The sequence below is a fragment of the Lentzea sp. NPDC004789 genome, from assembly GCF_053601075.1.
Map to the genome: position 1 here is coordinate 23,829 of NZ_JBSGBE010000023.1, position 13,524 is coordinate 37,352.

Consider the following 13,524-nt stretch of genomic DNA (forward strand, 5'->3'; position numbering starts at 1 on the left):
CCTCGGCGTGCCGGCGCCCGCGCTCAGCCCGTCAGGACGACAGCCGGGCCGGACGTGGCGAAGAGGTCGTCGAACACCCGGACGCGGTCGAAGGACAGGGCGTGCTCGCGTGCCCGGTCCTCCATGAGCCGCCGTTCCTCGGCCGACATGTCGAGCACCACCCGGTCGATCGCGGCGGCGATGTGGGCGGTGTTCCCGGCCTCGACGACGACGGCCGTCCTGCCCACCGCTTCGCCGACGCCTCCGGTGGTGGTCGTGATCACCGGCCCGCCGCCGGCGAGCATCTTCTCGGTCAGAGCGATGCCGAAGGTCTCGACGAAGTCCGGTTCGGGTTTGGTCGGCAGCGCGTACGCGGCGCAGCCGTTCATCAGCAGCGGCTTCTCCTCGTCCTCCACGTCGGTGAGGAAGACGATCCGGTCGTCGTGCCGGGTGATCGCCTGCACGTGCTCCAGTTCGGGGCCGTTGCCGGCGACCACGAGCTTCAGCCGGGATCGCGCGCGGCACTGCGCGAACGCGTCCACCAGGTCGTAGATGCCTTTGGCGCGCGTCACCCTGGACAGGAACAGCACGTATCCGTCGCGTTCCAGGCCGCGCCGCTTCAGGGCGGCGTCCACGAGCGCCGGATCGAGGTCGAGGTAGGCCGAGGTGTCGATCGGCGGGTAGCTGACCGAGATCCGGCGCACGCACTGGCGGGCGAACCGGGTGCCGCAATGCGCGTCGACGGCCTCCGCGCAGGCGATGATCTCCTGCCTCGTGTACTCCGACACGGCCGTCACCTGGTCGTTGGCGAGGAACCGGGTGAACAGGACCACGGCCGCCCCGAACCGCCCGTCGCGCAGGCACGAGCGGATCACGTTGGTGACGTCCGAGCCGACCGCCTTCGCGATGGTGTGGACGTCAGGTGCGTAGCCGGCCGCGCGTGCCGCATCGACGGCGTCGCGCACCACGGCGTCGTGAGGAGCGAGGTACATCGACACGCACGTGGTCGGGACCGGCTCGGCGAGCAGCTCGACCAGGCGTCCGGTCAGCCCGGCCAGGTACCGGCCGTCGGGCACCCGGTAGTCGCCGACCGGCTCGGGCCGCTCCACGGTGATGCCCTCGCTGTAGGGCATGATCCGGTCCAGCGGCTTGAGCGGCAGGCCTGCCGCCTGCAGCACGGGTATCGGCCAGGTCAGCAGCCGGACGTCGTCGAAGCCGCGGGTGAGCGCGACCTCGGCGAGGTTGCGGGCTTCTCCGGAGTGACCGCAGATGACTGGGTCGGCCCTGACCACGATGACGAGACGGCGGCTTGGCCTGGTCATGTGCGAGCCCCCTTTCCGAGCGGGTCGGACACTGATGGCGGCAGGATCTTGCGGCCCCACTCCGAGGGGTTCGGGCCGAGTTCGAGCAGCAGCCGGCCGCCGGCGTGAACGTCGGACGCGCGCAGGTGCGCCGCGTCCAGCGGCTTGCCGTCCAGCCGGGCGGACTGCACGTACTGCGGCGGCGGGTCCTCCTCCAGCCCATCGGAGCTGATGGACGTCTCGCGGTGGCCACGGGTCTCGATGACGAAGTCGCGGTCCCCGAGGTGCAGCGTGGCGTGGCTGAAGGCGGGCGCGTTGACGAGGAACAGGTTCTGCCCGGCGACCGGGAACAGCCCGAGCGAGGCCCACACGTACCAGGAGCTCAGCCCGCCCGAGTCGTCGTTGCCCGGCAGGCCGCCGCGACCGGTGCCGAACTGCCACGTCAGTGCCGCGTGCACGATCTCGGCCGTGCGGTCCGGCCGAGCCGCGTAGTGGTAGGACCACGGCGCTTCCATGTCCGGCTCGTTGTTCAGCCCCTCGAACCGGTTGAGCAGGTAGCCGGCCGCCATCTCCGCCGAGCCGGGCCGCTTGCCCGGCTGCGTCACACGCCGGGCGCCGTAGCCGAAGAACGCGTCGAGCGTGCTGACGAAAGCCTCGTTCCCGCCGACCATCGCGATTCTCGCGGCCATGTCGTGCAGCAGCCGGAACGAGTAGTTCCACTTGCCGCCCTCGTAGAACGACGAGTCGACGAGCAGGCCGGTGTCCGGGTCGAACGCGTTGGCCCACAGGCGGCTTCGCGCGTCGAGGTCGTCGGCGAGCTGGTGGTCGTTCAGGGCCCGCGCGACGCCGGAGGTGCAGTGGCAGGCGTAGGCGAGGTCGAGCGTGTGCGAGATCGGGTGCGCGACGCCGTGCTCGTAGAAGTCCTCGCCGTACATCCGGCGCAGGTCGTCGTACATGTGCACCAGCGCCCAGGCCCAGTCCAGGTCGCCGAGGCCGAGGGCGTGCACGTCGGCCAGTGCGGTGTGGACCAACGCGCTGGCCTGCCGGAAGAACCTGTCCGCGCCGCGAGCCATCCGATACCCGATGGGGAAGTTGCCCTCCTCCTCGCAGACCCGGATCAGCGACTCCAGCAGGTCGACCGCCCGGTCCGGGCAGAGTGCGATGAGCAACGGCAGCTGGGTCTTGTAGATGTCCCACATCGTGCAGATGTCGAACACGAACGGCCCGGAGGACGGCCAGAACGGGCTCTCGTCGTCGGCGAAGCACGGCTTGATCAGGGAGTGGTACAGGGCCGTCGCGAACACCTGCCGTCTGGCGGGTGATCCGCCCTCGACCTCCACCCGGCCCACGTGGTCGCGCCACCGGGCCCTGGTCTGCTCCCGGACGACGTCGAACGCCTGCGCACCCTCACCGCATTCGCGCGACAGGTTCTCCCGGGCCTGTTCGCAGCCGCGCAGGGAGAACCCGATCTGGATCTCGACGGTCTGCCCGGCGGTGGTGGGTCCCATGTAGAGCAACCCGAACGGGCGCAACGTGGTCTGCCTGATGCGGTCGAAGTCGAGCCGCGTGCCGCCCTCGATCAGCCGGCGGTCGTGCCAGAGCATCTGGCGCCAGCCCGGACTGTCGACCTTGACGTGCACCGACAGCGGCACGCCCTCGACGACCACCGTGCCCTGGGCGCGGCCGTTGCCGAGGCTTTCCACGTGCGCCCGCAGCGGCACGGTGCGGCCGAGGTCGATGGCCAGCCCGCCGCACGACAGGTCGACGACGAGCCGTGCGCTGCGATGCTCGGGGAAGGTGTACCGGTGCACGGCCACCTTGGCGCCGACCGTGACCTCGCATCGGATGCCGGTGTCGAGGGTCGCCGCGTAGTACCCGGCTTCGGCGGTCTCGTCGTACAGCGGCCAGGCCTGGCCGAGGACGTCGAGCTGCTGCACCATCGGGGTCACCCGCACGTAGTTGTAGTACTTGCGGATCGCACCGGTGCCGGACTGCTGGAAGTGCGTGAACCCGGACGCCTGCAGCCGGTCGAACATCTCCTCCGGCTGGCCCTCGGTGTTCTTGCGGTAGAGGCCGTACCCGGTCGGGTAGGCACCGGAGTAGGCGCAGGCGGACACCATGCCGAGCGGCGACGTAGCGCCGGGGTGGGTGTTGCCGACCTGCGCTTTCGGCCACCACCAAGTGGCCGCCAGTCCCTGCGCCGCGGGCAGTGAGGTGGCAGCCGTTCCGATGAAGGGATCGATTTCGTCGAGGATGACGAGACACTACGTCCGCGCGGGCACCGCGTTGGTTTCCGCCAAATGAACATGTGAGCCGCCTGGGTGACTTCCTCGGGCGAGCGGACAACCGCGCGACCGGACGCACGTCTCGTCTTCAACGGGTGGGGAGCCCGCGGGGAGAGGGGAAGATCATGCGCGGATTCGTGTTGGGGGTCGCTGTCGTGCTGGCGGCCATGACGGTGGTGCCGGCGAGTGCGGGTGCCGCCGCGTGTGCGCCGGTGGACTGGGGATCGGGGCAGAAGACCGCGGCCGACGGTTCCGGGGGCACCGTGACCGGCGTTCGCTCCGGGCAGCACGAGTGCTTCGACCGGCTGGTGATCGACACGCACCTGGCCGGCAACGGCTACTACGTGAGCTACACCGACGAGGTGACCCACGTCGGGTCGGGTCAGCCGATTCCGTTGCGGGGCGGGGCGAAGCTGCTCGTGGTGGCGTACTCGCCGTCCTACGACGAGAACTTCGACCCGACGTACGAGTCGGCGAACCCGGCCGAGGTCGTGGACGTGACCGGCTACCGGACGTTCCGGCAGGTCGCCTGGGCCGGGTCCTGGGAGGGCACCACGGACCTCGGGCTGGGTGTCCGCGCCCGCCTGCCGTTCCGGGTGTTCACGCTGCCTGACCGCATCGTGGTGGACGTCGCCCACCAGTGGTGAGCCGTGGCCCGGTTCAGGCCGGGCCGAGGGGGATGCGGACTCGCACGTCGTGGAGTCCGGCGAGCGGCCAGGCCACCAGCAGGTCGAGCAGGTCGTCGTGCGGGCGGTTCAGCGTGAACTCCCGGAGGCTGGTGAAGATCTCGTCGCCTCCGGACGAGGAGCCGTCACCTGATCGGAGCCAGTAGGCCTCTTGCCCGCGGATGACCGCCAGAGAAGCGCCACGGCCTCCTGCCCGGATCCGGGCCGGGTCGTCGCCAGGGGCCGGTCGCCGGGAGTGGAACGCACGAGCGGTGATCGCGGCCGCGGAGTCGCCCTTGGCGATGCTGAGCAGTTCCGCGGACAGCATCGAGCCGACGGCGGTCAGCCGGGTGAGCACGACGGCGACCTGGTGATCGCGGCGGTGCAGCACTCGGGGTGCCGCGGCGTTCGTGCCTGTTTCAACGGCCGGTGCGGCGTGGCGGCGGTCGGCGAGGTGGGTGAGCCCTTCCGGCACGGGACGACCGTCCAGCGGTGCCTGCCAGATCGAGATGGTGGCCCGCTCGACGGTGGTCCGGCCGGGCAGCGGCAAGGTGACGACCGTTTCCGGGAAACCGATCTCCGGCCACGCGAGCACGAGCGGGATCTGGTCGAACGACGGTGGGAACCGCACCAGAGCCCGGTAGCTGGGTCCGTTCGTGCCGAGGAAGTGGTCGCCGCTGCTCGACGAGAAGGACGTGGCGAACTCCCAGTGCGCGCGGCCGGCGTGGTCGAGCCGGCCGACGCGCAGGTCGATGCCCTCGTCGTGGACCGGCAGCAACCGGCGGGGCGCGGGCTGGACCGAGACCCCGTCGCGGATGTCCCGCTGCCGTTCGGTCGCGCTGCGGCGATCCAGCGGACGGCGGGCCAGCAGTTCGATCTCCAGGGCCGAGAGCCTGGACACCGCCCGCACGACGCCCACGGTCAGTTCCGGCCGACGCACCAGCAGGCCGCCCGGATGTGCCACCGCCCCCAGCGTTTCCGTCGCGTCCACCACTCCACCATCCCACGACGATCACCGCGGAGGGCGGTTTTCGCGCAGCAGGCCGCACACGATCGCGGTCACGAGGACCACCAGCACTTCAACCGCACGAGCTGAGAACAACGACGTCTCCACCACGACGTGCATCGGACTTCCCCTTCCGCCGAATCCCGGTGACTCAACGGTGGCGTCCGGTGTCCTGGGCCGTCATCCTCCTGTTCAGGACGTTGCCCGCCCCATGCCCCTGTGCTGCAATGAGGTGATCTCCAGGGGGTGGCGTGCACTTCAACGACGAAGTCGACTGGCCGGCCGTGTTCCGGAAGCACATTTCCCGGTCGAGCCTCGCCGATCCGCGCAATCCGCGGCGGTCCGCTTACGTCACCACGATGGTGTTCCTCGAAGGCGGGCTGAGGGAGATCGACGACCAGCTGTCCGGCCGCAGCCCGCGCAGCCGCGACGAGCTGGCCGGCGCGCGGCTCACGCGGGAGATCGTCGTGCGGAGGGCCGCTCAGATCGCCGGCGAGCTGCAGGAGGTCGTGCGCGTGGGAGAAGGGGCGTTCAAGGACCGGTGGCCGGGCAACGGCGGCATGGCCAACTTCTTCATGTGCCTCATCAAGTACACGTGCACCGCGCCGCGCTGGAGCCTGTTCCTCGACTACGGTCCGCGCCGGGCGCTCGCCGAACTGCCGAAGGTGTGCGACGGCCGCCTTGAGCTCACCGACCTCATCGCGAAGATCGCCACGCACGACCTGCGGATGCGCATCCGGCTGGCGCGGTACTGGCTCTTCCAGCTCTCCCTGACCATCGACAAGAAGTGGCAGGCCGTCGCCACGAGCGCGTACCGCCAGATGCTCGACGCGTACGCCCGGCGGTGGGCGCCGGTGTACGAACAGGGCCTGCGGCTGCTCGGCCTGCGGTTCCGGCCGGGTGTCACGCCGGACGGGCTCAGCAGGCTGGTGTCCGCGCAGACGGACGGCTTCGCGCAGCACATCGCGGCCACCGGCGACAACACCACGGCCAACCGCGACCTGTTCGTCACGTCGGTCCAGGCGCTGATCTACGCCGCGCTCGACCCCGGCGACGGGCGCGGCATCACCGACGCGCTGCGGAACGCCCTGCGGTAGCCGGCCAGCGTTTGCGTCCGGCGCCGCGTACCGCCAGAGTTCGTGGCCATGAACGAGGTGCTGCTGCACAGGATCGACACGACCTTCGCGCACTACGACGTCAACGGCAACGGCGTCATCGAGCTCGCGGACCTCTACGCGCTGGCCCACCGCCTGCTGCGGGGGTTCGTCGAGCCCACGTCGTCCGCGCGGGGACAGGAGCTGGTCGAGACGTGCGACCGGTTCTGGGACACGCTGGTCGAGCACTGCGACGTCGACCGCGACGGCCAGATCACCCTGGACGAGTACCGCGCGGCGATGGCGGCGGTGTTCGTGGACGTCGACGAGTTCGACGACATGTTCCTCGAGGTCTCCGAGTCGCTGCTGGCGCTCGCGGACACCAACGGTGACGGCCGGGTCGAGGAGGCCGAGTTCGGGGTCCTGCTGCGGGCGCGCGGCCTCTCCGAGGCCGAGTGCGGCATCGCGTTCGCCCGCGTGGACACCGACGGGGACGGCTCGATCAGCCTTCAGGAGTACATGGACGCGGTGTACGACTACTACACCAACCCCTCCGAGGACACGCCCGGCAGCTGGCTGTACCCGAGGTCGATGCAGCTGAGCTGACCTTTCCGCGGCCTGAGGGGCCGTCCGACGCCCGTCAACGACGAACTGCCGCTCGATCAGGTGAAAACTCGCTCTGTTGCATCGCGGAAGGCTTTGCCGCCGTAACGACCAACCACGAGCACCGATACCGGCAACACAGGTCCACGTCGGCGCACATCGGCGCGGCGCCCGTCGAGCGAGGTGTCGAACATGAACAAGCTCAATCTGACGGCGGTTCGAAATCGGCAGGACCGATATCTGCTCGACCACTACATGAACCTGCACGCCGCGTTGATCAGCGTGGCGGTCGCAGTCGCAGGACTCGCAGTCGCAAGCATCTTCTCCTGCACCGGCATACCGGACGCGCCGCTGCGCTGGGGAATGGTGGCGGTGACCCTGTTGGTGACGGCGAACGTCTACCTCGGGTTGCTGGTGGGCGGGCTGCTGCTTCCCCACGGTGAGCCGACGGTCTGGGACTTCCTGTTCCCTCTCCTCGTCGGCGTGTCCGAGTTCGTCACGTTCGGCCTGCTCGTCGTGGATCAGCAGAGCTGCGCGGAACGCTCCTCGGCCCCCTTGGGAAAATGGCTGTTCAGCGTGGCTGCCACGTGTTCGCTGGCGGTCTTCGCCATCCATCGGGCGAACCGTCACATCGATCCCTCGAAGCGGTACTCCGCAGACGTTCGCCCCATCGCCGCGGCGTACAAGTCACGGCTTCGCCGCGACAGGATGGGGGCGTCGGCAGTCGCCGTCGGCGCATCCGCATCGGGTGTCCTGGCGGTCTTCTGCGGATGGAATTCCACGGTGTTCCGCGTGGCCGTCCTGGCAGGCTTGGCCACTCTGCTGACAATCGGTGTCGTCGTCCATCAGCAAACGGCCAACAAGGTGCACAAATCGCTCAGAACCGCCCTCAGACGATCAGCACGACGACGTGTCGCGGCACATGTGCGAGCTGGTTCTCGACCCAGCGGTCCGGCCGGGTGACCACAACAGCGCGGACGAGCGCTGAGCCCCGGGACGCGAAGAGGTTCGCGTCCCGGGGCTCGTGCGCGGGCTCGGCGTCAGCTCCGCGTCCACTTCTGACTGCTCGCGCCGCTGCAGGTCTGCAGGGTCACCGGGGTGCTGTTGGCGGTACCGCCGCCGTTGGGGGCGAGGCACAGTCCTGATTGGACACCCGTGATCGTGCCGTCGGTGTTGACGTTCCACTGCTGGTTGGCGCCACCGCCGCAGTCCCAGATGACCACCCTGGTCCCCGGCGTGGTGCCGGAGCCCTCGGCGTCGAGGCACTTGTTGGCGTACACCTGGATCTGCTTGGTGGTGTTGACCGTCCACTGCTGGTTGGAGCCGCCGTTGCAGTCCCACAGCGTCACCTGCGTGCCGTTGGTCTGGGACACGTTCGGGACGTCCAGGCACCGGCCCGCGTTGTCGTTGCGCAGCAACGACGTCGTGCCGCCGCCCGAGCCGGAGACGACGAGGTTGTCGAACTGCGCGGTCTCGCCCTGACCGGTGCCGAGGCCGATCTGGCCCGCGGACAGCGTGGAGTCGGTCAGCGTTGCGACGACCGCGCCGTCGACGCTCGCGGTGATGGTGCTGCCGGAGAAGCCGAGCGACAACGAGTGCCAGCGGTTGGTGCCCAGCGCGGTGGTCGTGCCGCTGCGCAACGTGGTGAACTGGGCGCTGGTGTTGGTGCGCAGGATCGACCAGGCGCCGGTGTCGCTGACCCGGAAGTGGTAGGCGTTCAGCGCGGCCTGGTTGCCGGTGTCCTGCCCGCCCGCGCGGCCGATCAGCGAGGCGTAACCGGGCTTCTCCAGCAACGCGTCCGCCGACACCGTGTAGTTGCTCCAGGCCACGTTGCCCAGCAACGCGTACGGGTCGGTCCTCGTCTTCCACGGGATCGCCTGCTGCGTCGAGGCCTGGCGCACGCACGTGCCCGCGCGGCCGGCACCGCACGCGGACGCCTCGAAGGCGCCCTCCATGTCCATCAGGTACTTGGCCTCCTTGCCGGCCGCGTACCCGTCGAAGTTGTCGCTGTAGGGCAGGTTCAGCGAGCCCTGGGGCGGGCTGGTCGCGGTGCCCTTGCCCTGCCCGGTCGTGGTGGTGATCGTGTACAGGTAACCCGGCTGGACGGTCACGGAGAAGGCGCCGTTGGACGGCGTGGGGTCGGCGCTGTGGACGAAGAAGTCGTTGGGGTTGTTGGAGTTGAGGTTGGTCGCCCACACGTGCACCTGCCCGGTGGACAACCCGCCGGTGACGTTGAAGTTCAGCGTCTGCGGCGAGCCGGCGTCCATGGTCTCGATGATCACGCTGTAGTCGGAGTTGTTGGGCGACTTCATCGTCACGTAGCTGCCGTTGTTGCGGTTGCCGCCGAGGTAGCCGGTGGACGCGTCCAGGTACTTCCAGCCCGGGGCGGTGAACTGCGCCGTGTGCGCCAGCGCCCACGTGTCCTTGCCGACCGCGTAGTAGCCCGACCACGGCTGGTTGGCCAGCACCAGCCCGACGGTGGGCCACGGGATGTTCGGGGTGACGGCGGCGATCAGGTCCCAGTTCAGGTAGGCGGTCATCTTGCCGTCGATGTAGACCCGGTTGATGCCGCGGGCCAGCGGCTTGGCGCCGTCGTTGTAGTCCTGCGAGCCGTTCTCGCTCGACCACAGCGTCTTGCCGGAGTTGGCGACGTTCGACGGGACGGTGCACGAGGTCTGCGCGCTCAGGTAGCCGCACGTGTAGTGCGCGCTGAGCACGTCGACGGCGTTGCGGTAGGCAGTGTTGCTGGAGATCGGGCCCGCCGGTCCCCAGTCCCCCGGCCACGAGTCACCGGAGATGATCTTGATCGAGCTGTACCCGTTGGCGTTGAGGGCGTTGCGGATCGTGACGGTCCAGTCCGCGTTCCACTGCTTCTCGTTCTGCACCGGGGTGAGGTAGTCGATCGTCAGCCCGTGCTGGCGGGCGCACCCGAGCCAGGACAGGTAGTAGTTGACCAGGTCGTTGGAGAAGAACGTCCCGTTGCCGATCCAGCCCGGCGCACCCCAGGCGAGCCCCACCAGCTTGATGCCGGGGTTGCGCGCCTTGGCCTGTTCCATGATCCACCACTCGTAGCCGCGGTCGCAGTTCAGGTCGCCGCGGAAGTGGGCGTGACTGGGCTCCGCCCCGCTCGTGGAGTTGGTGTCACCGCCGATCTCCGCCTTGAGGATCTGCAGCGAGGCGCCGTAGCCGGGCTTGAACAGGTAGTCGAGGATCTGGCCGCGTTGCGGCTCCGGGTAGTCGATCAGCAGGCGGCTGTTGCCCCCACCGCCGCTGACCGCGCCGACGCCGTCGAACGTGCGGCCGCCGGACGAACCGTTGATCGTGATCGCCGTGGCGGCCTGGGCCGGTGCCGCCGCCACGACACCGGCAGCGGCCAGAACGGCCGCGAAGATCGCCGTGCGCACGCGCCCGAGCAGGGTTGCGGGCATGGCTGTGCTCCCTCCGGATGAGGACGAGTGGATGGACCGCGGCCCGCGCGGCGGAACGGGCCGGGGCGAAGAGGAAAACGAGAAAAGCCGCCGTCACGGCGATGGCACGAATCAGCCGAGGGAATGGAAAAGAGAACTTTGCCTTCTCGGCCCCGAAAACGTGCCGGACTGCACATGCGGACCCCATCATCGTTGACGGCGAGCACGAACAGCACAGCGGCGACCGACCGGATCTGCACACAAATCGGCACACGCTGATCATGTGAACGCTAACACATTCCGCTAGCGCGGCCAAGACGCTGTTCGGAGCGCTATTCCTTGATCATTTCGACGCATTCGACTGATCATTCGTGAGCGTGCCCAATTGACGGCCTGGGTTATGCCGGGCCGCGCAGGTACCGGGTCACCATGCCCACCAGCTCGGTTTCGAACCTGTCGACCGCGCCCGCCGGTGAGGAGGCCATGACCCGGTGGGTGTTGAGCTCCACGGTGAACACGATGAGCTCGGCCGCGGTGTCCAGGTCGGCCACTCCGACGTCGGGGTGGCGGGCGAGCAGGTCCCGGATCTGGGCGATGCGCCGCTCGCCGTGCCGGGCGATCGTGTCGAGCACCTCGCCGGAGAACCGCGCCTCCTGGACCATGATCTGCAGCAGCTGGGGGTCGTCGCGGTGGTGGTCGATCGCGTCGCGGACGAGTGCCCGCACCACCTGCTCCAGGGTGCCCGGCGACAGGTCGAGCCGGTCGGCCTGGGTCCAGGCGCCGCGGTCGATGTGCCGGATCACCAGCTCCGCCAGGATCGCGTCCTTGTTCGGGAAGTACTGGTACAGCGAGCCGATCGACACGCGGGCCCGCTCGGCGATGCGGTTGGTCGTGCCGGCGGCGTACCCGTGCTCGGCGAAAACGTGAGCAGCCGCGGTGAGGATGCGGTCGCGGGTGAGCTCCGCCCGGACCTGCCTGGGCTTGCGACGTGGCTCGACGGGACGTTTGGCCGACGGCACGGCGGTCCTCCTCTGGCGGCGGCGAAAGCGAGTACCCAATAGCTGAGCAAAAGCTCATAATAGTGCTATGAGCTGGGAAAACATAGCCTCACTCGATCGACTGAGCACGGTCGGCGAGGTCGAGGCGGTCATCGGCCACCCGGCACCGATGATCATGCTGAAGCAGGTCGACGCGCTCGACGAGGGCTGCGTGACCGTGCTCGCCCACTGCCCGATCGCGGCCTTCGGCTACCGGGACGCGCACGGCCTGTCCAGGACGACCTTCGTCGGGGGCACACCGGGGTTCGCCCAGGTGCGCTCCCGGACCAGGATCTCCTTCGCGCTGAACGAACCGGGTGCCGCCGTCGGGCCCGCCTCGCTGCTGTTCCTCCTGCCAGGCGTCAGGGAGACGTTGCGGGTCAACGGCTCCGCCTCCCCCGGCCGGGACGGCGAGGTGGTCTTCGACGTCTCGGAGGCGTACGTGCACTGCGCCCAGGCGGTGCTGCGGTCGGGTCTCTGGCAGCCGCCCTCACCGGCCGGACCGGCCCGGGAGATCGGCGACGGCCCGCTCTCCGCGCCCGGTGTCGCGGACTTCCTCACCTCGGCACCGTTCCTCGCACTGTCCACATGGGACGATCAGGGCGGTGGTGACACCAGTCCTCGCGGAGACCGGGAGACCGTCGCGCGGATCGTGGACGGCCGCACGCTCGTGATCGCGGACCGCAAGGGCAACAAACGCGCGGACACGCTCCACAACCTGCTGCAGGACGACCGGCTCTCGTTCGCCGCGCTCGTCCCGGGCCGCACCGGCGTGCTGCACGTGCGCGGGCGGGGAGCGATCACCGTGGACGCCGCCGTGCTGGAACAGCTGTCGTTGCGCGGCACACCACCGCACGCCGCACTGCTCATCGATGTCGAGTCCGCCGAGCTGACCTCGAACGACGCGGTGGCGCGGGCAAGACTGTGGACCCCGGTCGCTTCCGCCGAGGTGCCCGATCTGATGGCGGTCGCGAGCGCGCATCTGGCCGCGAACTCCCGCCGCGGGTCGTCCGTCCTGTTCAAGATCGCGGGGCTGGTGCCGGCCAGGTGGCTCAGAGCGCTGATCGACCTCAGCTACCGCCTGGGCCTGCGCAAGGAGGGTTACGAGGTCACGGACTTCCTGCGGCATCGCGCCGCCGGAACGGCCGCGGCGAACCCGTTGCGGGAGGTGCGCGTCGTCGAGATGCGCAGGGAGACGCCCAGTGCCGTCACCGTGGTGCTCGAGGACGGCGAACCGTTCGACTTCCGGCCCGGCCAGTTCTTCACGCTCGTCGCCGACATCGGCGGCCGTTCGGAGCGCAGGCCCTACTCGGCCTCGTCGGCGCCGGGCTCACCCCGGCTGGAGCTGACGATCAAGCAGGTCGGCGACGGCCGGTTCTCCACCCACGTCCACCGCCACCTCGCGGTCGGCGACCGGCTGCTCCTGCGCGGCCCGTCGGGTTCCTTCCACCTGGATCGCGCGAACGAGGCCGTGCTGGTCGCGGCGGGCAGCGGCGTGACGCCGATGATGAGCATGATCCGCACCCTGCTCGCCGAGCCCACCGGGCCCCGGATCTCCTTGCTCTACAGCAACCACAGCGTGGAAGAGACCATCTTCGCCACCGAGCTCGACCGGCTGGCCGGGCAGCACCCCGGCCGGTTCTCGGTCACGCACGTGCTGACCTCTCGCGACGGCAGGCTCGACGTGCCCGGCGTCCGGCAGTGGGTCACCGGTCTCGGCGCGGCCCCCGCCGCGAGGTTCTACCTCTGCGGCCCGGAACCTCTCATGGCCACCGCGCTGCGGGCGTTGGAAGAGCTCGGCATCCCGGACAGCCGGGTCCACGTCGAGCACTACACCACCGGACGGGCCGCGGCCACGTCCACCGTGCCACGGCGAATGGTCGTCCAGGACAACGGGCTGCCGGTCGGAGAGGTGGTGGTGGAACCGGGCCAGACCATGCTCGACGCCGGGCTCGCGGCCGGTCTGCCGATGCCGTACTCCTGCACCGTGGGCAGTTGCGGGGAGTGCGTCGTGAAGCTCCTCGGCGGTGAGGTCTCCCAGCAGGAACCCAACTGCCTGACCGCACGACAAAAAGCGTCCGGCGACATCCTCACGTGCACCGGCTCGCCACTGGCCGACGTCACGGTGGACATCGCGGACCACTGAC

The 13,524-nt window shown here is 69.5% G+C and carries 11 protein-coding genes; 5 read left to right on the forward strand and 6 right to left on the reverse strand.

What is annotated here, in order from left to right; all coding sequences use genetic code 11:
* Window positions 1-23: 23 nt before the first annotated feature.
* Both ACWEIJ_RS37925 and ACWEIJ_RS37930 read right to left on the reverse strand, forming a co-directional pair.
* Complete coding sequence (locus tag ACWEIJ_RS37925) at window positions 24-1,301, reverse strand: glycosyltransferase (RefSeq protein ID WP_449842098.1); 1,278 nt, start codon at window positions 1,299-1,301, stop codon at window positions 24-26.
* Window positions 1,298-3,535 (reverse strand): glycoside hydrolase domain-containing protein, encoded by a 2,238-nt coding sequence (locus ACWEIJ_RS37930; protein WP_449842197.1) that lies wholly within the window; start codon window positions 3,533-3,535, stop codon window positions 1,298-1,300. The genes ACWEIJ_RS37925 and ACWEIJ_RS37930 overlap by 4 nt, the downstream gene beginning before the upstream one ends.
* A 155-nt stretch (window positions 3,536-3,690) precedes the next feature.
* Here ACWEIJ_RS37930 and ACWEIJ_RS37935 point away from each other — a divergent pair, with 155 nt between their 5' ends.
* A complete protein-coding gene (locus tag ACWEIJ_RS37935; RefSeq protein ID WP_449842099.1) occupies window positions 3,691-4,212 on the forward strand; it encodes an AMIN-like domain-containing (lipo)protein in 522 nt (173 codons plus the stop codon).
* Window positions 4,213-4,225: 13 nt separating this feature from the next.
* Here ACWEIJ_RS37935 and ACWEIJ_RS37940 read toward each other — a convergent pair whose 3' ends face one another.
* Complete coding sequence (locus ACWEIJ_RS37940; protein WP_449842100.1) at window positions 4,226-5,221, reverse strand: hypothetical protein; 996 nt, start codon at window positions 5,219-5,221, stop codon at window positions 4,226-4,228.
* A gap of 266 nt (window positions 5,222-5,487) precedes the next feature.
* Between ACWEIJ_RS37940 and ACWEIJ_RS37945 the strand changes: the two genes are divergently transcribed.
* Entirely contained in the window at window positions 5,488-6,333 is an 846-nt protein-coding gene (locus ACWEIJ_RS37945) for a hypothetical protein (RefSeq protein WP_449842101.1), read from the forward strand.
* A gap of 48 nt (window positions 6,334-6,381) precedes the next feature.
* On the forward strand, window positions 6,382-6,936 hold the full coding sequence (locus ACWEIJ_RS37950) for an EF-hand domain-containing protein (RefSeq protein ID WP_449842102.1): 555 nt from the start codon (window positions 6,382-6,384) through the stop codon (window positions 6,934-6,936).
* A gap of 56 nt (window positions 6,937-6,992) precedes the next feature.
* Here ACWEIJ_RS37950 and ACWEIJ_RS37955 read toward each other — a convergent pair whose 3' ends face one another.
* The gene (locus ACWEIJ_RS37955; RefSeq protein WP_449842103.1) at window positions 6,993-7,127 is read right to left on the reverse strand and encodes a hypothetical protein; all 135 of its coding nucleotides are present in this window, start codon (window positions 7,125-7,127) and stop codon (window positions 6,993-6,995) included.
* Here ACWEIJ_RS37955 and ACWEIJ_RS37960 point away from each other — a divergent pair.
* Window positions 7,126-7,896 carry a hypothetical protein gene (locus ACWEIJ_RS37960; protein WP_449842104.1) on the forward strand — a complete coding sequence of 257 codons (771 nt, stop codon included), beginning with the start codon at window positions 7,126-7,128 and terminating at the stop codon, window positions 7,894-7,896. The genes ACWEIJ_RS37955 and ACWEIJ_RS37960 overlap by 2 nt on opposite strands.
* A 77-nt stretch (window positions 7,897-7,973) precedes the next feature.
* On the opposite strand, the gene ACWEIJ_RS37965 is transcribed toward ACWEIJ_RS37960, so the two are convergent.
* On the reverse strand, window positions 7,974-10,361 hold the full coding sequence (locus ACWEIJ_RS37965; RefSeq protein WP_449842105.1) for a ricin-type beta-trefoil lectin domain protein: 2,388 nt from the start codon (window positions 10,359-10,361) through the stop codon (window positions 7,974-7,976).
* 377 nt (window positions 10,362-10,738) lie between these two features.
* Complete coding sequence (locus ACWEIJ_RS37970) at window positions 10,739-11,359, reverse strand: TetR/AcrR family transcriptional regulator (RefSeq protein ID WP_449842106.1); 621 nt, start codon at window positions 11,357-11,359, stop codon at window positions 10,739-10,741.
* A gap of 67 nt (window positions 11,360-11,426) precedes the next feature.
* On the opposite strand from ACWEIJ_RS37970, the gene ACWEIJ_RS37975 reads away from it, so the two are divergent.
* The gene (locus ACWEIJ_RS37975; RefSeq protein WP_449842107.1) at window positions 11,427-13,523 is read left to right on the forward strand and encodes a 2Fe-2S iron-sulfur cluster-binding protein; all 2,097 of its coding nucleotides are present in this window, start codon (window positions 11,427-11,429) and stop codon (window positions 13,521-13,523) included.
* Window position 13,524 lies beyond the last annotated feature (1 nt).

What these genes read in the sequence shown, in the direction of transcription:
- ACWEIJ_RS37925 (WP_449842098.1), bottom strand. Translation starts at nt 1,301, where the DNA reads ATGACCAGGCCAAGCCGCCGTCTCGTCATCGTGGTCAGGGCCGACCCA.
- ACWEIJ_RS37955 (WP_449842103.1), bottom strand. Translation starts at nt 7,127, where the DNA reads ATGTTCGACACCTCGCTCGACGGGCGCCGCGCCGATGTGCGCCGACGT.
- ACWEIJ_RS37935 (WP_449842099.1), top strand. Translation starts at nt 3,691, where the DNA reads ATGCGCGGATTCGTGTTGGGGGTCGCTGTCGTGCTGGCGGCCATGACG.
- ACWEIJ_RS37965 (WP_449842105.1), bottom strand. Translation starts at nt 10,361, where the DNA reads ATGCCCGCAACCCTGCTCGGGCGCGTGCGCACGGCGATCTTCGCGGCC.
- ACWEIJ_RS37960 (WP_449842104.1), top strand. Translation starts at nt 7,126, where the DNA reads ATGAACAAGCTCAATCTGACGGCGGTTCGAAATCGGCAGGACCGATAT.
- ACWEIJ_RS37950 (WP_449842102.1), top strand. Translation starts at nt 6,382, where the DNA reads ATGAACGAGGTGCTGCTGCACAGGATCGACACGACCTTCGCGCACTAC.
- ACWEIJ_RS37975 (WP_449842107.1), top strand. Translation starts at nt 11,427, where the DNA reads ATGAGCTGGGAAAACATAGCCTCACTCGATCGACTGAGCACGGTCGGC.